23 protein-coding genes are annotated in these 19,582 nt (G+C 71.3%); 8 read left to right on the top strand and 15 right to left on the bottom strand.

What is annotated here, in order from left to right; translation table 11 throughout:
- Window positions 1-157: 157 nt before the first annotated feature.
- The gene (dacB, locus tag ACZ4XD_RS09615; RefSeq protein ID WP_468039938.1) at window positions 158-1,732 is read right to left on the bottom strand and encodes a D-alanyl-D-alanine carboxypeptidase/D-alanyl-D-alanine endopeptidase; all 1,575 of its coding nucleotides are present in this window, start codon (window positions 1,730-1,732) and stop codon (window positions 158-160) included.
- 86 nt (window positions 1,733-1,818) lie between these two features.
- Between dacB and ACZ4XD_RS09610 the strand changes: the two genes are divergently transcribed.
- Window positions 1,819-2,313 (top strand): inorganic diphosphatase, encoded by a 495-nt coding sequence (locus tag ACZ4XD_RS09610; RefSeq protein ID WP_018090094.1) that lies wholly within the window; start codon window positions 1,819-1,821, stop codon window positions 2,311-2,313.
- Between the two features lie 153 nt (window positions 2,314-2,466).
- On the opposite strand, the gene ACZ4XD_RS09605 is transcribed toward ACZ4XD_RS09610, so the two are convergent.
- On the bottom strand, window positions 2,467-4,221 hold the full coding sequence (locus ACZ4XD_RS09605; protein WP_468039933.1) for a threonine/serine exporter family protein: 1,755 nt from the start codon (window positions 4,219-4,221) through the stop codon (window positions 2,467-2,469).
- Window positions 4,222-4,473: 252 nt separating this feature from the next.
- On the bottom strand, window positions 4,474-5,175 hold the full coding sequence (locus ACZ4XD_RS09600; protein ID WP_468039930.1) for a DedA family protein: 702 nt from the start codon (window positions 5,173-5,175) through the stop codon (window positions 4,474-4,476).
- Between the two features lie 214 nt (window positions 5,176-5,389).
- Here ACZ4XD_RS09600 and ACZ4XD_RS09595 point away from each other — a divergent pair, with 214 nt between their 5' ends.
- A complete protein-coding gene (locus ACZ4XD_RS09595) occupies window positions 5,390-5,758 on the top strand; it encodes a YbjQ family protein (RefSeq protein WP_190143796.1) in 369 nt (122 codons plus the stop codon).
- 50 nt (window positions 5,759-5,808) lie between these two features.
- Here ACZ4XD_RS09595 and ACZ4XD_RS09590 read toward each other — a convergent pair whose 3' ends face one another.
- Window positions 5,809-6,567, bottom strand: coding sequence for a MerR family transcriptional regulator (locus tag ACZ4XD_RS09590; RefSeq protein WP_468039926.1), 759 nt, complete (start codon window positions 6,565-6,567; stop codon window positions 5,809-5,811).
- Window positions 6,568-6,681: 114 nt separating this feature from the next.
- On the opposite strand from ACZ4XD_RS09590, the gene leuE reads away from it, so the two are divergent.
- The 3 genes from leuE to ACZ4XD_RS09575 all read left to right on the top strand — a co-directional run bounded on the left by leuE (window position 6,682) and on the right by ACZ4XD_RS09575 (window position 9,559).
- Window positions 6,682-7,347 carry a leucine efflux protein LeuE gene (gene leuE / locus ACZ4XD_RS09585; protein WP_468039924.1) on the top strand — a complete coding sequence of 222 codons (666 nt, stop codon included), beginning with the start codon at window positions 6,682-6,684 and terminating at the stop codon, window positions 7,345-7,347.
- Between the two features lie 156 nt (window positions 7,348-7,503).
- Window positions 7,504-8,127 carry an NAD(P)H:quinone oxidoreductase gene (gene wrbA / locus ACZ4XD_RS09580; RefSeq protein ID WP_468039922.1) on the top strand — a complete coding sequence of 208 codons (624 nt, stop codon included), beginning with the start codon at window positions 7,504-7,506 and terminating at the stop codon, window positions 8,125-8,127.
- A gap of 16 nt (window positions 8,128-8,143) precedes the next feature.
- Window positions 8,144-9,559 (top strand): glutamate decarboxylase, encoded by a 1,416-nt coding sequence (locus ACZ4XD_RS09575; protein WP_468039919.1) that lies wholly within the window; start codon window positions 8,144-8,146, stop codon window positions 9,557-9,559.
- 65 nt (window positions 9,560-9,624) lie between these two features.
- On the opposite strand, the gene ACZ4XD_RS09570 is transcribed toward ACZ4XD_RS09575, so the two are convergent.
- The 4 genes from ACZ4XD_RS09570 to ACZ4XD_RS09555 form a co-directional block, all read right to left on the bottom strand.
- On the bottom strand, window positions 9,625-10,317 hold the full coding sequence (locus ACZ4XD_RS09570; protein WP_468039917.1) for a PadR family transcriptional regulator: 693 nt from the start codon (window positions 10,315-10,317) through the stop codon (window positions 9,625-9,627).
- Window positions 10,318-10,379: 62 nt separating this feature from the next.
- Window positions 10,380-10,928: a DinB family protein gene (locus ACZ4XD_RS09565; RefSeq protein ID WP_468039915.1), complete on the bottom strand. Its 549-nt coding sequence runs from the start codon at window positions 10,926-10,928 to the stop codon at window positions 10,380-10,382.
- 146 nt (window positions 10,929-11,074) lie between these two features.
- Window positions 11,075-12,532, bottom strand: coding sequence for an aldehyde dehydrogenase family protein (locus ACZ4XD_RS09560; protein ID WP_468039912.1), 1,458 nt, complete (start codon window positions 12,530-12,532; stop codon window positions 11,075-11,077).
- 84 nt (window positions 12,533-12,616) lie between these two features.
- Complete coding sequence (locus ACZ4XD_RS09555) at window positions 12,617-13,480, bottom strand: helix-turn-helix domain-containing protein (protein ID WP_468039908.1); 864 nt, start codon at window positions 13,478-13,480, stop codon at window positions 12,617-12,619.
- 314 nt (window positions 13,481-13,794) lie between these two features.
- On the opposite strand from ACZ4XD_RS09555, the gene ACZ4XD_RS09550 reads away from it, so the two are divergent.
- A complete protein-coding gene (locus tag ACZ4XD_RS09550) occupies window positions 13,795-14,277 on the top strand; it encodes an ATP-binding protein (protein ID WP_042150365.1) in 483 nt (160 codons plus the stop codon).
- A gap of 113 nt (window positions 14,278-14,390) precedes the next feature.
- Here ACZ4XD_RS09550 and ACZ4XD_RS09545 read toward each other — a convergent pair whose 3' ends face one another.
- From ACZ4XD_RS09545 to rpmG, 5 genes are all read right to left on the bottom strand, one after another.
- Window positions 14,391-14,630 carry a DUF397 domain-containing protein gene (locus tag ACZ4XD_RS09545; protein ID WP_042150368.1) on the bottom strand — a complete coding sequence of 80 codons (240 nt, stop codon included), beginning with the start codon at window positions 14,628-14,630 and terminating at the stop codon, window positions 14,391-14,393.
- A gap of 378 nt (window positions 14,631-15,008) precedes the next feature.
- Window positions 15,009-15,245, bottom strand: coding sequence for a 30S ribosomal protein S18 (rpsR, locus tag ACZ4XD_RS09540; RefSeq protein ID WP_468039902.1), 237 nt, complete (start codon window positions 15,243-15,245; stop codon window positions 15,009-15,011).
- A 60-nt stretch (window positions 15,246-15,305) separates the two neighbouring features.
- Window positions 15,306-16,454, bottom strand: a complete 1,149-nt coding sequence (locus ACZ4XD_RS09535) for a CobW family GTP-binding protein (RefSeq protein WP_468039898.1) — start codon at window positions 16,452-16,454, stop codon at window positions 15,306-15,308.
- Window positions 16,454-16,708 carry a type B 50S ribosomal protein L31 gene (locus ACZ4XD_RS09530; protein ID WP_468039894.1) on the bottom strand — a complete coding sequence of 85 codons (255 nt, stop codon included), beginning with the start codon at window positions 16,706-16,708 and terminating at the stop codon, window positions 16,454-16,456. Before ACZ4XD_RS09530 ends, ACZ4XD_RS09535 begins: the two co-directional genes overlap by 1 nt.
- A 5-nt stretch (window positions 16,709-16,713) precedes the next feature.
- Complete coding sequence (gene rpmG / locus ACZ4XD_RS09525; RefSeq protein ID WP_006604069.1) at window positions 16,714-16,878, bottom strand: 50S ribosomal protein L33; 165 nt, start codon at window positions 16,876-16,878, stop codon at window positions 16,714-16,716.
- A 74-nt stretch (window positions 16,879-16,952) separates the two neighbouring features.
- Between rpmG and rpmB the strand changes: the two genes are divergently transcribed.
- Together rpmB and rpsN are read left to right on the top strand one after the other, a co-directional pair.
- Complete coding sequence (rpmB, locus tag ACZ4XD_RS09520; RefSeq protein ID WP_468039892.1) at window positions 16,953-17,189, top strand: 50S ribosomal protein L28; 237 nt, start codon at window positions 16,953-16,955, stop codon at window positions 17,187-17,189.
- Complete coding sequence (gene rpsN, locus ACZ4XD_RS09515) at window positions 17,189-17,494, top strand: 30S ribosomal protein S14 (protein ID WP_457683430.1); 306 nt, start codon at window positions 17,189-17,191, stop codon at window positions 17,492-17,494. The genes rpmB and rpsN overlap by 1 nt, the downstream gene beginning before the upstream one ends.
- 110 nt (window positions 17,495-17,604) lie before the next feature.
- Here the strand turns inward: rpsN and ACZ4XD_RS09510 are convergent, their stop codons facing one another.
- Entirely contained in the window at window positions 17,605-18,450 is an 846-nt protein-coding gene (locus ACZ4XD_RS09510) for a nitrilase-related carbon-nitrogen hydrolase (protein ID WP_468039889.1), read from the bottom strand.
- A 373-nt stretch (window positions 18,451-18,823) separates the two neighbouring features.
- Window positions 18,824-19,471 (bottom strand): chaplin, encoded by a 648-nt coding sequence (locus tag ACZ4XD_RS09505; RefSeq protein ID WP_468039886.1) that lies wholly within the window; start codon window positions 19,469-19,471, stop codon window positions 18,824-18,826.
- Between the last annotated feature and the right edge of the window lie 111 nt (window positions 19,472-19,582).

The raw sequence follows: 19,582 nt of genomic DNA, 5'->3' as shown, positions 1-19,582 counted from the left end.
AGTTTTGGGGTTGGGGAAGTGGCCCCCGGGGGAGGGGTGCAGGGCCTTTTTCTTTCCCCCCCCCCCCCCCCCCCCCCTCCGGCCCGTCCCCTCCCGTGGGTGGGGGTGGGATAAGGCCGGTGGGGGTGCACGTAACGGGGCGAGTGCGTCTCCGGCCTCAGCGACAGCCGCAATTGGCCACTGCGGAGGCGAGTTTGTCCAAGGCGTTCTGGGCCCCCTGGGGGTCCGTCGTGCCGCTGGTCATGAACGAGAACGCCAGCAGGCGGCCGTCGGCGTCGACGACGGTGCCGGCGAGGGTGTTGACGCCGGTGAGGGTGCCGGTCTTGGCGCGTACGGCGCCGGCGCCGGCGCTCTGGCCCCGGTAGCGGTTGCTGAGGGTGCCGGTGAAGGCGGCCACCGGGAGGCCCGTGACGACGGGGCGCAGGGCCGGGTGGTCGGGCGACGAGGCGTGCAGCAGGAGGCGGGAGAGCAGGCCGGCGGTGACCTTGTCGTCGCGGTCCAGGCCGCTGCCGTCCTCGAAGACGGCGCCGGACAGCGGGAGGTGCTCCCGCTGGAGGGCGGTGCGGACGGCCTTGCCGGCCCCGGCGAAGCTGGCCGGCTGCCGGGAGGCGAGGGCGGTCTGGCGGGCCAGCGCCTCGGCGATGTCGTTGTCGCTGTAGGTGAGCATCCGCTCGACGAGCGCGGACAGCGGCAGGGAGTGCACGGCGGCGATCCGGGCGGCCTTCTCGGGGGCCTTGGCGCCCTCGGGGTCGCCGTCGACGGTGATGCCGCGGTCGTGGAGCAGATCGGCGAAGGTGCGGGCTGCCGTGTGGGCGGGGTCGGTGTCGCGGGGCGCGGTGCCGTGCTCGGAGTCGTCGAGGCGGGCCTCGTCGGTCATCAGCGCGGTGACGGGGGCGAGGTTCTCGTTCGGGCCGATGGGGTGCTGGACGGGGCCCGAGTAGGCGGCCGTGTCATAGGCCAGGCCGATCTTGGTGAGGTGGCGCTTCTTGAGGGCGCGGGCGGTGGCGTCGGCGAGGGTGCGCAGGTTCGCGGGCTGCTCCTCGGCGCCGTGCCGCGGGGCGCGGGCGGTCAGGGTGGGGTCGCCGCCGCCGACCAGGACGAGGCGGTTCTTGCCGGTCAGGACCACGGTGGTGTCGATGCGGTGGTCGGGGCCGAGCGCGGAGAGCGCGGCGACGGCGGTGGCGAGCTTGACGGTGGAGGCGGGGGTGGCGGCCTTGCCCTGGCCCTCGCCGAAGACCTCCCGGCCCGCGGCCACGTCCAGGACGGAAGCCGTCCGCAGCGACCCGAGCGCCGGGTCCTTCAGCAGCGGGGCGAGCGCGTCGGCCAGGCCCGCGTCGGTGGGGGCGGGCGCCGCGCCACGGCCCGCGGCACCGGGCACCCGGCCGCCGAGCGCGGGCAGCACCGGGGGTGCGCTGGGCGCCGGCCGGGCCTCCGGAGCGTGATGCTCGCCACTGGCACCGTCCATCTCGGCCGCCTCCGCCCGCTCGGCCGTACGCTGACCCGAGTCCCACGGCCCGGACGCCGCCACCGCGGCGATCGCGACGGCCAGGCCGGTCGCTGCGGAAACCGCCGTCAGCCGCCAGGTCTGCTGGGTCTGGCGGGGTGTGGCCTGCCAGGTCTGCCGCGTGGCATCGACAGCCGTCTGCGCCCACCGGACCGCCGCGCGCGTCGCCGCCCGCGCGGACCGTTCCGCCGACTGCCATCTGACCTGCCACTTTCCGGTCTCGGGCACCTCGGACCAGCCCCTTTCGCCACCACACACCTGCGTGGGGGACACTTAATCACCAGACGTATGTGTTGATCATGGAGGAGCCACCCGTGGAGTTCGACGTCACCATCGAGATCCCGAAGGGTTCGCGGAACAAGTACGAGGTGGACCACGAGACCGGTCGGATCCGCCTGGACCGTCGACTCTTCACCTCGACCAGCTACCCGGCCGACTACGGCTTTGTCGAGAACACCCTGGGCGAGGACGGCGACCCGCTGGACGCGCTGGTCATCCTGGACGAGCCGACCTTCCCCGGCTGCCTCATCAAGTGCCGCGCCATCGGCATGTTCCGGATGACGGACGAGGCCGGCGGCGACGACAAGCTGCTGTGCGTGCCCGCGTCCGACCCGCGCGTGGAGCACCTGCGGGACATCCACCACGTGTCGGAGTTCGACCGCCTGGAGATCCAGCACTTCTTCGAGGTCTACAAGGACCTGGAGCCCGGTAAGTCCGTCGAGGGCGCCAACTGGGTCGGCCGCACCGAGGCCGAGGCGGAGATCGAGGCCTCGTTCAAGCGCCTTGAGGCGCAGGGCGGCGCGCACTGACGCAGCGTCGTCGGCCCGGCGTCCGGCGGGGATTCCCTGACCGCGGCGCCCGGGTCCGCGCGCGCTGATTTTCGTACGCGAACGGGCGGCACCCAGTCGGGTTGCCGCCCGTTCGTGCGTGCCGGGGCCGGTCGGCGGCCCCGGCACGACCGCTCAGAAGCCGCGGGTGCGCTTGGCTGCCCGGCGTACGCCGGCCTCCTCGACCCCGGGGGCCCGCAGGAACAGCCGGGCCACTTCGGCACCGAGGTTGACGCCCACGGCGATGGCGAGCGCCAGCGAGGCGGCCTGCACCAGGGAGGTGAGGCCCTCCGGCAGGTGGCCCTGGGCGAAGTTGAGCAGCCCGAAGTACGTGGCACTACCGGGCAGCAGCGGGCCGATGGCCGCGGTGACGTACGGCAGGGCCGACGCATAGCGGTAACGGGAGAGCAACTGGCCGAAGAGACCGACCAGTCCGGCCGCGATGGCGGTGGCGGGCACGGGGTGTATCGGGACGACGTAGCGGAGGGCGCCGTAGACGACCCAGGCGACACCGCCGTTCAGGGTCGCGAACGCCACGGTGTGACGCTCCTGTTGGAGCAGCACGCAGAACGCCAGCGCCAGCAGCATGGACGCGGTGATCTGGACCACCGGCTCGTTGTACGCCCCCAGCGCCTCCTCGGGGTTGAGCCGCCGGAGGCCGGGGTTCAGCTGGAGGCCGATGTAGAGCACGCTGAGGACGCCGACGACGATGCCGACGATGAGGTAGCCGACCTCCAGCAGACGGGCGGCCGCGGTGATGTAGTAGCCGGTCAGTCCGTCGTGGACGCCGGCGACCAGCGCCCGTCCCGGAATCAGCGCGAACAGTCCACCGGTGATCACCGCGGACGCCTGCACATTGGCGTGGGCCAGGCTGAAGGCGACGCCCACCGCCGCGGGCGGCATCGCCGCGACCACGAACTGGTAGAACTCCGGCAGCCCGCGCCCGGACGCCAGCCAGGCCAGCCGGTCGCCGAGCATCGAGCCCACCGCGGCCGCGAAGAACACCAGGAATTCACCGCCGACCAGCATCGAGGCCGCACCGGACAGCAGCCCGGAGGCCACCGTCAGCGCCCAGCTCGGGTACGGGTGGCGGTTACGGCGGATCTCGGCGAGGCCGCGGTAGGCCTCTTCGAGGGTGATGCCCTCGGAGGTGATGTCGTCGACGAGCCGGAAGACCGCGGACAGCCGGGTGTAGTCGACGCCGCGGCGCCGTACCGTCCGGCTGGCGGTGACCGGGTCGTCGACCAGCGACGGCTGGTAGGAGATCGACAGCAGGGTGAAGGTGACGGTTGGCTCGACCCGCTCCAGCCCGTAGGCGTGCGCGACACCGAACATCGCGGCCTCGACGTCCTCGGCGCCCTCACCGCCGGCGAGCAGGATCTCGCCGATACGGAGCGTCAGGTCGAGTACGCGGGGGACGGCCGGGCCGGTGTCTTCGTCGCCGCGCTCCAGGCGCTCGGGGACCGGGCGCTCGTGGACCGGCATCCGGAGCATGGTCCGCATCCGGTCCTGCCAAGGGGCTTCCTTGGTGAGGCTGACGGCGGGGATGCCGTGCGGCGGGGTGAAGGCGACGCTCATCGCCGTGGCGCCCACGGGTGCGGGCAGCGGCGTCTGGCCGGTGGTACTGCTCGGCGGGGTGAAGGCCGAGCCCTCCTGCTCGGCCGGCGCCTCCGGGCGCAGCCCCGCGGGCAGCGCGAACTCGGAGGTGGGGTGCTCGTCCTCGGGAAGCGGCGGGTAGGGCACGCCCAGGGGCGGAGTGAAGGCGCTGTGGGCCTCGTCCGACTGGGGCTTGCGGTCCTCGGGACCGGTCTGATCCGAGGCACCACTGCCGCCACCGCTGCCGTTCGTGCCGCGCTGGCCGCGCTGGCCGCGCTGTGGGTCCGACACCACGGGTCTTCGCTCTCCTCGTAAGCCTCCTGACGGATGTCAAGGACACGATGCCTGATGAGGATGCGGGGTGCTTGCACGGGGGGCCACGAAATTCGGGCTCACCACGTTGTCGGCTGTCCCGCCGTGGGGGTTGCTCGCCGTGTCGCCTGCGGCGGGCTTGTGCCGCTGCGCGGGGCTGTTGGGTGCGCCTCCCGTTGTGGGTGAGGGGGAAGGGGTGTGGGGGCGGGGCTGGGTGGCCTTCTGCCGCCCGTTTTAGCGCTTGGCGTGGCGGCCGCGGCGGGGCTCTGCGGGGGTGCCGTGGGGGCCGTCAGCGGGGTGGGCGGGCTGGTCCTTCTTCGACTTGCTGCGGGCGCGGAGGTACTCGATGACGATCGGGATCACGGAGATCAGCACGATCGCGACCAGCATCATCTCGATGTTCTTGTGAACGAACTCGATGTTCCCGAGCAGCGCGCCGAGCAGGGTGACGCCGGCGCCCCACAGCGTGCCACCGATGATGTTGAAGGTGATGAAGGAGCGGTAGTTCATCCGGCTCACACCGGCGACGATCGGCGTGAAGGTCCGCACGATCGGCACGAAGCGGGCCAGGATCAGCGACTTGGGGCCGTACTTCTCGAAGAATTCATGCGCCTTCTCGACGTTCTCCTGCTTGAACAGGCGGGAGTCGGGGCGCTTGAAGAGCGCGGGCCCGACCTTCCGGCCGAAGAGGTAGCCGGCCTGGTCGCCCAGAACCGCGGCCAGCACGACCAGCGCGCACACCAGCCACAGCGGCTTGTCCAGCTTGTTCGTGGTCACCAGCAGACCGGTGGTGAACAGGAGCGAGTCACCCGGCAGGAAGAAGCCGATCAGCAGGCCGGACTCGGCGAAGACGATGACCAGGACGCCGATCAGGCCGAATGTCGCGATGAGATAGTCCGGGTCCAGCCACTGGGGGCCGAGCGCGAGAGTATTCACGGGGTGAAGGCTCCTGGGTCGAGGGCGCCGGATCGTGCGGTGCGGGGGCGAAGCGACGGGATGAAGGCGCGTGTGCGGCCAAAACTATCAACGCCGGGTGGCCCGCCTTGGTTCCAGGCGGGCCCCGGCCCCACCCGGGCCCCCACCCGACGGCCCCCGACCGCTGGCCGCTCCCAGGGGGCCGGGTGATGCTGGCCGTAAGGAGGTGCGCGCCATGGGCATCGAGGAATACGGCGGTGGACAGCATGCGCAGTCCGACGTCCTGGTGGTGACGACCAACGACGTCCCGGGGTTTCACGTGGAACGGGTGATCGGCGAGGTCTTCGGCCTGACGGTGCGCTCACGGCACCTCGGCAGCCAGATCGGCGCGGGCCTGAAGTCGATGATCGGCGGCGAGCTGCGGGGCCTGACCAAGACCCTGGTGGAGACACGTAACCAGGCGATGGAACGGCTGGTGGACCAGGCCCGCTCGCGTGGTGCGAACGCGGTGCTGATGTTCCGCTTCGATGTCACGGAGGCCGCCGACGTGGGCACCGAGGTGTGTGCCTACGGAACGGCCGTGGTGCTCTCCCCGCAGGGCTGACTCCGTAGCGCGCTCCGTACGGGCCGGGGGCGCTCCCCGGCCCGTACGGATCACTGGTGGCGGGCCGCGTTGGCCAGGATCGCGTCCCGCAGGTATCCGGCGAGGCCGGCCCGGATCGCCTCGTAGACGGCGGTGAAGCGCTCATCGGCGACATACATCTCGCCGAGGCAGCTGTGCAGCTCGTGCGAGCACTCGTAGTACGCGCCACAGATGAACTGCCGGTGCTCCTCGGCGACCTCCATGGCCGCCGCGGAGTCCGCCGGCACCCCCTCGGCGAGCAGGTCCGCCATCTTCCGGTGGAGGGCGTCGAGCTCCGTCGTCAGCCGCTTCCAGTCGTCCTTGGTGTACGCGGCCGTCCTGCGCTGCGACTCCTTGTAGGCCGCGGTGTGGCCCCAGCGCTCCGCCACCTCCGCCGCGTGCTCGTCCGGGTCGAAGTCCCCGAAGACCTCGAACTTCTCCTCCGGTGTGAGCCGTACGTTCATCCTGCGTGCCTCCATCGCGTGTTCGACGGCGGCGGCCATCTTCTGGAGCTGCTCGATCCGTGTGGTCAGCAGGTCGTGCTGGCGCCGCAGATGCTCCTGCGGGTCCGCCTCCGGATCGTCCACGAGGGCCGCGACCTCATCGAGCGGAAACCCGAGCTCCCGGTAGAACAGGATCTGCTGCAACCGGTCCAGGTCGTCCTCGCCGTAGCGCCGGTGACCTGCGTGATTGCGCTCGCCGGGCTGGAGCAGCCCGATCTCGTCGTAGTGGTGCAGGGTGCGCACCGTCACACCGGCGAAGGCCGCGACCTGCCCTACCGAATAGCTCACTTCCGCTCCCTTCTGGGTACGCGCACCACGATGTGGCCTCACGCCGCGTGAGGTGCAAGTCCGCATCATGAAAACCCGCGAGGCGCCGGAGCGGCGGGTGAGATCCTGCGCCCCATGCTGGGGATAACGGATCTGTCCACGTATCTGGTGGGGCTTGCGCTGATCATTCTGCTGCCGGGCCCGAATTCGCTCTACGTCGTGTCGGTGGCGGCCCGGCGTGGTCCGCGGGTGGCGTACCGGGCGGCGGCCGGGGTGCTGTGCGGTGACACGGTGCTGATGACGCTGTCGGCGGGCGGGGTGGCCTCGCTGCTGCAGACCACGCCGGTGCTGTTCGCCGTGGTCAAGTTCGCCGGTGCGGGCTATCTGACGTGGCTGGCGGTCGGGATGCTGCGCGGCGCCTGGGCGTTGTGGCGGGGCCGGGAGGCCCGCCGGGCCGAGCGGGCCGAGGAGACGGCCGGGGCGCCGAAGGAGGCCGTGGAGCGGCCGTACCGCAGGGCGCTGGTGGTCAGCCTGCTCAACCCGAAGGCGATTTTGTTCTTCATCTCCTTCTTCGTGCAGTTCGTGGACCCGTCCTATGCCCATCCGGTGCTGTCGTTCCTGACGCTGGGCGCCTGGGCGCAGCTGTTCAGCTTCACGTATCTGACGGTCCTGATCTTCAGCGGGACCTTTCTGGCGGCGACCTTCCGCCGCCGCAAGCGGCTGACCGCCGGGCTGTCCGCGGGCGCCGGTGCGGCATTCCTCGGCTTCGCCGCGAAGCTGTCGCTGGCGAGCGCGAACTAGAGACACCCCCTGAGCCGGCGCCCGGCAGCCGGCGCGCACCCACGGGCGGGTGGCGGTCCTCAGGGGCCGCCGCCCGCCCGTGGCGCTTCCACTGGGTGAACCCTGGAGGCCACGTACCCCCTATGCCCTTATTGTCGGGTTCGAGGAGGTACGCCGATGCCCGTGCATGACGTCCATGTCGCCGTCATCTACTACTCGTCGACCGGCACCGTCGCCGAGCTCGCCCGGCTGATCGCGGACGCCGCCGAGCATGCCGGGGCGGATGTACGACTGCGCCGGGCCGCGGAACTCGCCCCGCAGACCGCGATCGACGCCAACCCGGCCTGGGCCGCCAACGCCGCGGCCACCGCCGACATCATGGAGGCCACCCACGAGGACGTGCTCTGGGCGGACGCGGTGATCTTCGGGACCCCCACCCGCTTCGGCAATGTGACCTCGCAGCTCAAGCAGTACCTCGACACCATGGGCGGCCTCTGGCAGCAGGGCCGGCTGGCCGACAAGGTCTACAGCGGCTTCACCGCGAGCGCCACCAAGCACGGCGGCCAGGAGTCCACGCTGCTGGCGCTCTACCACACCGTCCACCACTTCGGCGGCATTCTCGTGACGCCGGGCTACACCGACCCGGCGAAGTTCACCGACGGCAACCCCTATGGCACCTCCCATGTCGGCGGCCCCGACACCCCGCTCGACGACGACGCACGCACCGCCGCCCGCATCCAGGCGGAGCGCGTGGTGAAGTTCACCAAAGCCATCAAACACGGCCTTTCACAGGCAAGTTGACGGGTAGGCGCGACAGATGACTCTGCACAAAGGCGCATCGCCATCCGACCGTAAACAGACCGGGCACCCGGTCAACCCCTTCTACGGGGAGGCCGACCCGGTCGCCGGGATGGAGACCTCGCCACCACGGCACACCCTGCCCGACGGCCCGCTCGCCCCGCACAACGCCTATCAGTTCGTGCACGACGAGCTGATGCTGGACGGCAACTCCCGGCTGAACCTGGCGACGTTCGTCACGACCTGGATGGAGCCGCAGGCCGGGGTGCTGATGGCGGAGTGCCGGGACAAGAACATGATCGACAAGGACGAGTACCCGCGCACCGCCGAACTGGAGAAGCGGTGCGTGGCGATGCTCGCCGACCTGTGGCACGCCCCCGACCCGTCGTCCGCCGTCGGCTGCTCCACCACCGGGTCGAGCGAGGCCTGCATGCTCGCCGGGATGGCCTTCAAACGGCGCTGGATGCAGCGCAACCAGGACCGCTATCCGGGCAGCGCCCGGCCCAACCTCGTGATGGGCGCCAATGTCCAGGTCTGCTGGGAGAAGTTCTGCAACTTCTGGGAGGTCGAGGCGCGCACGGTCCCGATGGAGGGCGACCGCTTCCATCTGGACGCGGCCTCGGCCGCCGCGCAGTGCGACGAGAACACCATCGGTGTCGTGGCCATCCTCGGCTCGACCTTCGACGGGTCGTACGAACCGGTGGCCGACATCTGCGCGGCGCTCGACGAGGTCCAGAAGACGAAGGGCTGGGACATCCCGGTCCATGTGGACGGCGCGTCCGGCGCCATGATCGCGCCCTTCCTCGACCCGGAGCTGATGTGGGACTTCCGGCTGCCCCGGGTCGCCTCCATCAACACCTCGGGGCACAAATACGGGCTGGTCTACCCGGGCGTCGGCTGGGCGCTGTGGCGCGACACCGAGGCGCTGCCCGAGGAGCTGGTCTTCCGCGTCAACTACCTGGGCGGCGACATGCCGACCTTCGCCCTCAACTTCTCCCGGCCCGGCGCCCAGGTCGCCGCGCAGTACTACACCTTTCTGCGGCTCGGCCGGGCCGGCTTCCGCGCCGTACAGCAGGCGACCCGCGACGTGGCCAACTCGATGGCCGAACGGATCGGCGCACTGGGCGACTTCAGGCTGCTCACCCGGGGCGACCAGCTGCCGGTCTTCGCCTTCACCACCGCGGACCACGTCACCGCGTTCGACGTCTTCGACGTGTCCCGGCGGATGCGGGAACGCGGCTGGCTGCTGCCCGCCTACACCTTCCCCCCGAACCGCGAGGACCTGTCCGTCCTGCGGGTGGTCTGCCGCAACGGCTTCTCCATGGACCTCGCCGATCTGTTCCTCGCGGACCTGGAGCAGCTGCTGACCGAACTCCGGCAGCAGCCGGGCCCGATGCAGCGCCCGGAGAGCGTCGCCACGGCCTTCCACCACTGACGGGCGGGCGGCCGAAGCGGCCGGGCGAAGCGGGGCGGGCGAGCCCCGGTCACGGGCGAGCCCGGTCAGCGGGCCTCCGTGGCGGCGCCGCCGTCGCCCGCGCCGTCCCCCGGCTCCTCCGCGTCCCCCGCGTCCCCCACGTCCGTCGTCGCGTACGGATTCTCCTGGCCCTCCGCCAGCACGCCCACGAACGGCTCCCCCTCGCCGGCGAAGACATACGCCCCGCCCTCGATCCGCTCGATCAGCCCCTGGGTCCACGCGGCGCCGCTGTCCGCGGCGTGCACCCACATATGCATGATCTCGCCGATGTGCCCGAGCTGTTCGGTCCCGCCCTCGGGGGTGTAGTAGCCGGTGACCGTGCCACGCCACTCCCGCAGCGCCCGCACCCGCTCCTTGAGCAGCGCCACCGCCTCGGCCCGCGGCAGATCGACGACGAAGCCGATGCCCGCGCTGAGCATGTCGGTCTTCTGGTCGTGCTGGGAGAGCGCGGCACGCAGCAGCGCGAAATACTCCGTCTCGCCCGCCGGGGTCAGCTCGTACTCGGTACGCGGCGGGCCGCCGACGGTGCTGGGCGCGATGTCATGCGCGCGCAGCAGCCCTTGCTTGGCCATCTGCTTGAGCGCGTGGTAGATCGAGCCGGGCTTGGCGTTGGACCACTCATGGGCGCCCCAGTACTCCAGGTCGTTGCGCACCTGGTAGCCGTGCGCCCGGCCGTGCTGCCGCACGGCGCCCAGTACCAACAGCCGGATCGCCGACATCGTCTCCTCAATCCCTCGCGCGCCCCCTCCGCCAGCCTAAGGGCGCGCGCGGACCCCGCCCGCTACCCCTCCCGGGCGGCGCGCTCCTCGTCCACCAGCTCGAAGGCCGTCTTGCCGTCGAGGGACTCGCGGATGATGTCGGCGTGGCCGGCGTGCCGGGCCGTCTCCTCGATCAGATGCAGCAGCAGCCAGCGCATCGACTGCCGGGCCTGCGGCGGGAACCACGGCGCCTCGGGCAGCGGGAAGGTGTCGTTCAGGCTGGGCACGGAGCGGATGAACTCCTCCGTCCGCTTCGCCACCCGCTCCCAGAACGCCAGCACCTCGGCCAGGGTCTCGCCCTCGGCCAGCTCGAAGCTCAGATGCCAGGTGTCCTGGGTCCGCTGGATGGAGTACGGCAGCTCCTGCGCGGTCTCGACCCAGCCCTGCTCGGTCTCCGCGACATGCTTGATCAGTCCGGCCAGCGACAGCTCACTGGCGCTCGGCCGCTGTGTCGCCCGGTCGTCGGTCAGCCCCAGGACCGCCCGGCGCAGCCCGCCGCGCTGGGCCTCCAGGAAGGCCAGCAGCGCGCCGGTCTCGTCGCCGTGGGCCTCGGCAAGAACGTGAGTGGGCATGGGGTCCACCTTTCGTGACGTCCCTCGGCGGCCGGCCCGTCGCCGTCCGCCTTCCGACAGCACTCAACGTAGGAGCCCTTGCGGTCAGCTTCTGTCCGCAACGCGCCACGGCTTGTCCCCGATCCCTCCGGGAGGGGCCGCACGCCTCAGAACGGGAACTGCGACCGCCCGTGCTGGATGGAGATCCACTTGGTGGTGGTGAAGGCCTCCACCATCGCGTCGCCGTTCAGGCGCCCCACTCCGGAGCTCTTCTCGCCGCCGAAGGGCACGATCGGCTCGTCGTGCACGGTGGCGTCGTTGACGTGGAACATCCCGGTGTCGATGCGCTTGGCGAACCGCACCCCGCGCTCGATGTCACCGGTGTGCACGGCGCCGCTGAGCCCGAACGAGGTCGCGTTGGTCAGCCGCACCGCCTCCTCGTCACCGTCGAACGGCACCAGCAGCACGACGGGCCCGAAGATCTCCTGCCGCAGCAGCGGGGAGTCCTCCGGCAGCCCGCTCAGCACGCTCGGGGCGACCAGCGTGCCCCGGGTCTCGCCGTGGAGGAGTGCCGTGGCGCCGTCCTCGACCGCCCGGTCCACCAGCGCGGAGATCGCCTCGGCCTGGCCCTCGTTGATCAGCGGGCCGATATGGGTCCGCGGGTCGGTGGGGTCCCCCACCTTGAGCGAGGCGACCTTGGCGACGAACTTCTCGGTGAACTCCCGCTCCACGGCGCGGTCCACCAGCACCCGGTTCGCGGCCATACAGACCTGGCCCTGGTGGACGAAGCGGCTGAAGACGGCGGCGTCCACCGCGTAGTCGAGATCGGCGTCGTCGAGGACGACCAGGGCGCTGTTGCCGCCCAGTTCCAGCACCGTGTGCTTGAAGTGGGCGGCGGCGACCGTCGCGACATGGCGGCCGACCTTCTCGGAACCGGTGAAGGAGATGGTCTTGGGCACCGGGTGCTCGATCAGCGCATCACCGATCTCGGCGATGTCCGTGACGACGACGTTCAGCAGCCCGGCCGGCAGCCCGGCCTCCTCGAAGATCTTGGCGACCAGACCGCCGCCGCAGACCGGGGTGTTCTGGTGCGGCTTGAGGACGACGGCGTTGCCGAGCGCGAGGGCCGGCGCGACGGACTTGAGCGACAGCAGGAAGGGGAAGTTGAAGGGGCTGATGACGCCGACGACCCCGACCGGCAGCCGGTAGAGGCGGTTCTCCTTGCCGTCGATGGGCGAGGGCAGGATGCGGCCCTCGGCGCGCAGCGCCAGCTGAATGGCCTCGCGCAGGAACTCCTTGGCCAGATGGAGCTCGAAGCCCACCTTGGCGAGCGTCCCGCCGACCTCCGCGGCGATCGTCTCGCCCAGTTCCTCCGCGCGGTCGTCGATGATCCGCAGCACGCGCTCGAAGACCAGCCGCCGGGTGTACGGATTGGTGGCGCCCCACTCCCGCTGCGCGCGTTCGGCGGCACGGTAGGCCTGGTCTATCTCCGCTACCGTGGCGACGGGTATGGAGGTCAGTTTCTCGCCGTTGTACGGATTGAAATCGACGATGTCCCACGAGCCGCTGCCGGTCCGCCACTCACCGTCGATGAACTGATACGCCAACTCGTCGAAGTAGGACATGCCATCCCGATCTGGAGAACAGGGCGCTCAGGGCGCCGCATTGGGGGGTGCTGACTCCTGATGGTGCGCCATCCTACCGACGCGTCACATCAGTTGAAGCAGTCCGCGCAAGAGGTCCCTGGTCTCCTCGGGATTCGGCCCCTCTTCCTGGAGGCGGTCCATCACCCGTGCGTACTGGGCGACTTCCTCGGGCTTGTCCACATACAGCGCGCTCGTCAGCTGCTCCAGATAGACGACGTCCGGCAGCCCCGACTCCTGGAAGCCGAGCATGGTGAACGCCCCGCTCTCCCCCGCGTGCCCGCCCAGGCTGAACGGCATCACCTGGAGCCGCACATTGGGCCGCTCGGACACCTCGATCAGATGCTTCACCTGCTCGCGCATCACCGCGCGTTCGCCGTACGGGCGCCGTAGCGCGGCCTCGTCCAGCACACAGTGGAACTGCGCCGACCGCTCGGCCACCAGAAGTTTCTGCCGCTCCATACGGAGCGCGACCCGTCTCTCTATCTCCGCGGCCCCGGCATCCGGCATGCCACGTCGGACGACGGCCTGCGCATAGCTCTCGGTCTGCAACAGCCCGTGGACGAACTGGACTTCATAGACCCGGAGCAGGGACGTGGCGCCTTCCAGACCCACATACGTCTGGAACCACCCGGGGAGCACATCGCTGTAACTGTGCCACCAGCCGGCGACATTCGCCTCCCGCGCCAGGGAGAGCAGCGCCTCGCGCTCCTGGGCGTCACCGACCCCGTACAGGGTGAGCAGATCCTCCACATCCCGTGCCTTGAAGCTCACGCGGCCCAACTCCATGCGGCTGATCTTCGATTCGGACGCACGGATCGAGTAGCCGGCCGCCTCGCGGGTTATCCCACGCGATTCACGCAGCCGGCGGAGCTGCGACCCGAGCAGGATTCGCCGCACCACCGACCCGCTCGACTCACTTGCGGACACCTCTCAGCCCCTCCTGTGACCCCACCCCGTCCAACAGAGGGCCGCAAGTCTGCCACGTCCGGGCTTCGTTGAGTGCTCATCCGGTTACGGATACGTGAGGCCCCCGCAAGCCCTCCACAAGAAGTGGTAGGAAGAATTCCGTGCAAATCGGTGCGTACTCCCGCAATCACGTCACGTGCACGTGCATCTGCCCTTGCATCTGTCTCGCGCATTGGGAACCATAGGCGTCGCACGCATGCACGCTCGTGAAAGATCCGCCAGACCCGGCTGCCCGGCCAGGGTCATGACGTCCGCGAACGCCAGGAGTGCCTCGCATGGGGACCAAGGTTTTGACCATGCTCGAGCCGTTATGGCAGGGCTTTCCTCCCGTCGACCCCCTGGCTGTCTCCGGCTCCGCATCCCGCACGCTCCCACCGCGCTATGAATCGGTGCGCTGCGCACGGGCGTTCACCCGCGAGACCCTGCAGGGCTGGGAGCTGGACGAACTCTTCGACTCGGTCGCCCTGGTCGTCTCCGAACTCGTCACGAATGCTCTGCGGCACGCGATCCTCGCCGCCCCGGAGCACACCGACGCCACCCCGCCCGCCCGGCTGCATCTGATGCGCTGGTCCTCCCGGCTGGTCTGCGCCGTACGGGACCCGAGCGATGACTCGCCGGTCGCCGGCGAGGCGGATTTCGCCGCGGAATCCGGGCGCGGGCTGTATCTCGTGGACTCCTTCAGCGACAGCTGGGGCTGGCATCCGCTGGCCGGCGCCACCCACGGCAAGATCGTTTGGGCGCTCTTCCGGCTGCCGTAACCGTGCCGTACACCGGGCGCACCGCGATCCGCGGGCGCCCGGTTTCCCTGTACGGGCGCCGCACCGCTTACGGGCGCGCGCTGCCCTCCGGCCGCCCGGCCCCGTTGGGGGGTTCAGTCCCGGACGAGATGGTCGAACTCGCCGTCCTTGATGCCGAGCAGCATCGCCCGCACCTCGGCCGGCGTGTAGATGAGCGCCGGGCCGTCCGGGAAACGGGAGTTGCGTACCGCGATATCGCCCCCGGGCAGCTTGGCGAACTCCACGCAGGAGCCCTGGGAGTTGCTGTGCCTGCTCTTCTGCCATGCCACATCACGGAGATCTGTGGCGGCCATGCCGTTGTATGCGTGGGGCACAGGGGTCTCCCGGTGATAAATGGTGTCAACTGCCCGGGATCATAGCTGCGTTCACATGCGGATGCATGCGCAGATGCACGTGCACGACAGCCGGTGCCGGGGCCGTTACCGCTCGTCGAGCACGGTCACCGGCACCTCACACTCGGTCGTCCGCCGGCCGTCTCCCCGACGCGATACGCCGTCACCTGGTACGGATCGACGGTCCGGCGTTCTCAGCCCCAAGGACGAGACGTGTGCCACGCCCTCCGGGTTCCGCGACCGGGCCCTCCGTCCGCTCGGCACGAGGGCCCTCCCCCTGCGCACACCCCCGCACAAACGAAGGAGCTTCCCTACGCACCGGACGTAGGGAAGCTCCTGCCCGTCACCGGACGGCGGCCGTCACCGCGGCGCGTAGGGGAGCAGCGCCATCTCCCGCGCGTTCTTGATCGCACGGGCCAGCTGCCGCTGCTGCTGTGCGGTGACATGGGTGACCCGGCGGCTGCGGATCTTGCCGCGGTCCGAAATGAACTTCCGCAGAAGATCGGTGTCCTTGTAGTCGACGTAGGTGATGCCCGCCGCGTCCAGCGGGTTGCGGCGGGGCTTGGACGAGCGGCGCGGGTCGTGCCGTCGGGGCATGGGAGAGCTTCCTTGTGCGTGCTGAGGGGGCCGGTTCCGTGCGTACGGTCGCGGCGCGTCTTACGAAACGGGGTCGAGGAGGGCGTCGAAGGCGGGCGGCAGGCTCTTCCAGGCCGGCGGGCCGCCCGCGAACTCGGCGTCGGTGAGCAGACAGGAGTCCAGCAGGGACCGCAGGTTCTCGCGGTCCAGGCCCGGCGAGGTGAAGACCAGATGCTGGGTACGGTCGCCGTGCTCGGGGTGCCAGTCCAGCGCGGCGGCGGCCCGGCGGGCGGGCGGCACCATCTCCCAGGCGGCGTCCGGCAGCGCGGCCAGCCACGGCCCGGCGTTCTCCACACAGAGCGCGCCGCCGGCCGCGTCCCAGGACAGCAGGGTGTCCGGGCGGTCGGCCAGCCAGAACCGGCCCCGGCTGCGCGCGGCCGCACAGGTCAGATCCTCCAGCGCGGCGTAGAGCCGCTCCGGGTGGAAGGGCCGGGACCGCCGCCAGACCAGCGTGCCGACGCCCTCCGCGTCGGCCTCCTGCGGCAGCAGCGCACAGGCCGGGTGCTGGCGGTCCGCGGCCGCGGCCACATCGAACCCGGCCGTCGCGGCGGCCGCCAACTCCCCTGACTCCACGGAGACCTGGCGCGCCATCGGGTGCAGCTGGTCGAGCAGCGCCAGGTCGGCCGGTTCCGCCGGCTCCTCCCCCGTCGCGATCGCCAGCACCGGCGCGTACTCCAGCTGCCGGGCCCAGGTGTCGGCGACCGTGCGCTGGTCGGAGGCCGCGGCGGCCAGGCCCGCCTCCGCGAGGTCGTCGCCGCAGCCGAGGTAGGGCAGCAGCAGGGCCGGGTCGACGGCGGTGAGCACACCGGTCAGCGCGAAGTTCTCGCTGCCGCAGGCGGTGACCACCTCGGCCATCGCCTTGGGTTCGACCGAGTCCCACAGTTCGACGACCGCCAGCCGGCAGGTCCGCCCGGCGGCCAGCCGCTCCAGCTCGGGCACCAGGTCCTCGCGCAGCGCACAGCAGGCGCAGTCGTTGACCAGCGGAGCCTCGCCGGTGTCGAGCGTGCCGCCCGCGTCACGGATGGTGCGCCGCACGGTGCCGTCGGCGGCCGAGGCGAGGTCGTGGTGGAGGGCGACACTGCCCGGAACGCTCCGCAGCAGCCGCTCGACGGCGGCCTGCCGCGCATCCGCGTGCAGGCCGCCCACCAGCACGACGTCGAGCCGCTCCATCAGCGGGCCCCGCGGTTGCCGTAGCGGCGCTCGAAGCGCTCGACGCGGCCCGCGGTGTCCAGCACCCGCGCGGTGCCCGTGTAGAAGGGGTGGCTCGCCGAGGAGATCTCGACGTCGATGACGGGATAGGCGTTCCCGTCCTCCCACTCCACGGTCTTCTCACTGGTGGCGGTAGAGCGGGTCAGGAAGGCGAAGCCGGCGGCCCGGTCGCGGAAGACGACCGGCCCGTAGGCGGGGTGGATTCCAGGCTGCACGGTGCTCAGCGCTCCTCTCGGAAAGCGACGTGCCGGCCCGCCACCGGGTCGTACTTGCGCAGTTCCAGGCGGTCGGGGTCGTTACGGCGGTTCTTGCGGGTCACGTAGGTGTAGCCGGTGCCGGCGGTGGACCGGAGCTTGACGACCGGGCGTAGTTCGTTGCGGGCCATGGGGTTAGTATACGGAAATGGTTTCCATTTTCAATAGGCCCCCCACCGGGGCCGACGACCGAAGGGATCGCACCGTGTCCGCCCACTGCCAGCTGACCGGTCGCGCGCCGGGATTCGGCAACGCCGTCTCCCACTCGCACCGCCGCACCCCCCGCCGCTTCGACCCGAACATCCAGCGCAAGCGCTACTGGCTGGAGAGCGAGGGCCGGTACGTCCGGCTCACGCTGAGCGCCAAGGGCATCAAGACCGTGGACACGATCGGGATCGAGGCGGCCGTCGCCCGCATCCGCGCACGAGGAGGAAAGGTCTGATGGCGAAGCAGAGCAAGATCGCCAAGAACGAGAAGCGCCGCGCGACGGTCGCCCGCTACGCGGCCCGCCGCGCCGTCCTCAAGGCCCTGATCCGCAGCCCGCACACGCCGGAGGAGGAGCGCACCGCGGCCCAGCGCGAACTGTCCCGCCAGCCGCGGGACGCCAGCGCCACCCGGGTACGCAACCGCGACAGCGTCGACGGCCGCCCACGCGGCTACTTCCGCACCTTCGGCCTGTCCCGCGTACGGCTGCGCGAACAGGCCCACGCGGGCTACCTGCCGGGCGTCCGCAAGTCCAGCTGGTAAGCCGCGCCACCGGCCGTCCGGCCCGGGATATCCCCTGGACCGGACGGCCGGACCGTTCGGGTCATACTGGACAGAACGTCCGGCCCCTCCCGACGAAGGCGAGCACGCCCTCAGTGGTCGCCGCCCTCGTCGATCAGCCGCCGCACCTCGCGGTCGATCAGCCCCAGCCGGGCCTCGGCGACCAGCGGCACCGCACGTCGCTGCCGTCGCGCCTCGGCGAGATCGATCTCCACGGCGACCAGCGAGGGCTCCCACTTGGGCGCCTGCGCCACCACGGCACCCCGCGGGTCCACCACCCGTGAGCCGCCCCAGAACGCCGCCCCGTGCTCATTGCCCACCCGGTTCACGAAGACCACCCAGCACTGGAGCATCTTCGCCGTATAGGACAGCAGGGTGTCCCAGTACAGGCCGGTGTCCATCGCCTCCGGGTCCAGGCTCGCCGCGCTGTTGGTCGGCACGAACAGCACCTCGGCGCCGTCCTGCACCGCCAGCCACGGCAGCGCCGGCTGCCAGGCGTCATTGCACACCAGCGTGGCCCCCCGGCCGCCGCTCCTGGCCCGCTTCAGCTCGTACGCCCGCAGCGACTGCCCCGGGCTGACGTGCTTACGCTCCTCCCAGGCCAGGTAGTTGGGGAGGTACAGCTTGCGGTGTGCGTGCACCAGCTCCCCGGCCGCGTAGTGGGCCGCGGTGTTGTACGCGCGCAGACTGGTGTGCTCATGGAAGCCGACCAGCACATCGGGGCCGCGGGTGCTGAGCTCCAGCAGCCGGGGGTCATTCGCCTCCAGGGACTCATCGCGGCCGAGCACGCCCAAGTGATAGCCGTGCAGGCTCAGTTCGGGGAAGACCACAAGATCCACGCCCTGCGCCGCCGCCTGCTCGATCTGCTCGCGGGCGATGCCGAGGTTGTCCTCCACCTCACCCAGCACACAGTCGGTCTGCGCCAGCGCAATGAGCATGGCCCCACCTCATCGACTCATCACATTTGCGGCCTTCACCCCAATTTTGCCAGAGGCCGGAGGCCGCGGCACGGCCCCGCGGAGCATCCGGTTCCGCCCCGCTTCAAACACCCGGAAGACGGGTCCCCACCAATGAGCGAAAGAACGATCCTTCCCGTACCGGACACGGGCTTCAGCCGTTGATCCGCACGACGTCGTACCCCGCAGGGCCCGCTTCCAGCCGCAGCTCGCCCGGCGACCGCGGTACGACGGTCCACGGTCGAGTCGTCCGGCGATGCCGACGGCCGGCCCGACCGGGCGGCCCCGGCCGAGCGGCCCGCCGGACCCGCTCGGCCGGCCGCCGACCCCCGGTAACCGCCCGGCACCCGTCCGCTCATCTGCGGCGCGTACGGCCCCGGCGCAGCAGCAGCGCCCCGCCCACCAGCAGCCCGCCACCGGTCGCGGCCAGCGCGGCCATCTCATCCGCCCCGGTGGCCGCCAGCAGCGCGGAGCCCGCCGATGCCCCGGCCCGCGCCACCGCGTCCACCCGCGGCCGCTGCGCCTCCTGCGCGGGCTGCGGGGCGGGCCGGGCGTGCCTGGGGGCGCGCCCGGGAGTGTGCGCCACCGGCGCCGGGGCCGGGCGCTCGGCCCGCTCCGGGACCGGGCGCCGTAGCGGCTCGGGGCGCCGCTCCGGCCCCGGTGCCGTCCAGTGCACTCCCGGCGCCTGCTCCGCTCCCGGTGGCCGCTGAGCCACCGGCGGATGCGGTCCGGGCTGCTGCCGCACGACCGGCGCGGGCGGCGCACCGTTCCCGCACGCATTGCCCATCGCCGGGTTGAGCGCCGCGCCCGCGTCCACCGAGTTGCCGCACGCATTGACCGGCGTGTCCACGGTCACCTGGATGCTGTTCCCGGACAGCACCCCGGGAGAGTTCCTCGCTCCTCCCCCGGCTCCGGCATCCGCGTACGCCGCGCTGCCGCTCGCGCTGAGCACGCCCGACGCCGCCGCTGCCACGAACACGCATGTCTTCAGGCTCTGTCGCATCTGTCATCCCTCCTCTGCGGTCCCGGGGGGGGGGGGGGGGGGGGGGGGGGGAGGGGGGGGGAGGGGAGGGGGGGGGGGGGGGGGGGGGGGGGGGAGGGGGAGGGGGGAGGA

It is taken from the genome of Streptomyces sp. NPDC029466, from assembly GCF_055574515.1.
The sequence above is the reverse complement of the archived record's forward strand: the minus strand, read 5'-3'. Positions and strand labels throughout refer to the sequence as shown.

Excerpts from the sequence above, each read along its gene's own strand:
- ACZ4XD_RS09595 (WP_190143796.1), top strand. The coding sequence starts at position 5,390 with ATGGGCATCGAGGAATACGGCGGTGGACAGCATGCGCAGTCCGACGTC.
- leuE (WP_468039924.1), top strand. The coding sequence starts at position 6,682 with ATGCTGGGGATAACGGATCTGTCCACGTATCTGGTGGGGCTTGCGCTG.
- wrbA (WP_468039922.1), top strand. The coding sequence starts at position 7,504 with ATGCCCGTGCATGACGTCCATGTCGCCGTCATCTACTACTCGTCGACC.
- ACZ4XD_RS09575 (WP_468039919.1), top strand. The coding sequence starts at position 8,144 with ATGACTCTGCACAAAGGCGCATCGCCATCCGACCGTAAACAGACCGGG.
- ACZ4XD_RS09570 (WP_468039917.1), bottom strand. The coding sequence starts at position 10,317 with ATGTCGGCGATCCGGCTGTTGGTACTGGGCGCCGTGCGGCAGCACGGC.
- ACZ4XD_RS09565 (WP_468039915.1), bottom strand. The coding sequence starts at position 10,928 with ATGCCCACTCACGTTCTTGCCGAGGCCCACGGCGACGAGACCGGCGCG.
- ACZ4XD_RS09560 (WP_468039912.1), bottom strand. The coding sequence starts at position 12,532 with ATGTCCTACTTCGACGAGTTGGCGTATCAGTTCATCGACGGTGAGTGG.
- ACZ4XD_RS09550 (WP_042150365.1), top strand. The coding sequence starts at position 13,795 with ATGGGGACCAAGGTTTTGACCATGCTCGAGCCGTTATGGCAGGGCTTT.
- rpsR (WP_468039902.1), bottom strand. The coding sequence starts at position 15,245 with ATGCCCCGACGGCACGACCCGCGCCGCTCGTCCAAGCCCCGCCGCAAC.
- ACZ4XD_RS09535 (WP_468039898.1), bottom strand. The coding sequence starts at position 16,454 with ATGGAGCGGCTCGACGTCGTGCTGGTGGGCGGCCTGCACGCGGATGCG.
- rpmG (WP_006604069.1), bottom strand. The coding sequence starts at position 16,878 with ATGGCCCGCAACGAACTACGCCCGGTCGTCAAGCTCCGGTCCACCGCC.
- rpsN (WP_457683430.1), top strand. The coding sequence starts at position 17,189 with ATGGCGAAGCAGAGCAAGATCGCCAAGAACGAGAAGCGCCGCGCGACG.
- ACZ4XD_RS09510 (WP_468039889.1), bottom strand. The coding sequence starts at position 18,450 with ATGCTCATTGCGCTGGCGCAGACCGACTGTGTGCTGGGTGAGGTGGAG.
- ACZ4XD_RS09505 (WP_468039886.1), bottom strand. The coding sequence starts at position 19,471 with ATGCGACAGAGCCTGAAGACATGCGTGTTCGTGGCAGCGGCGGCGTCG.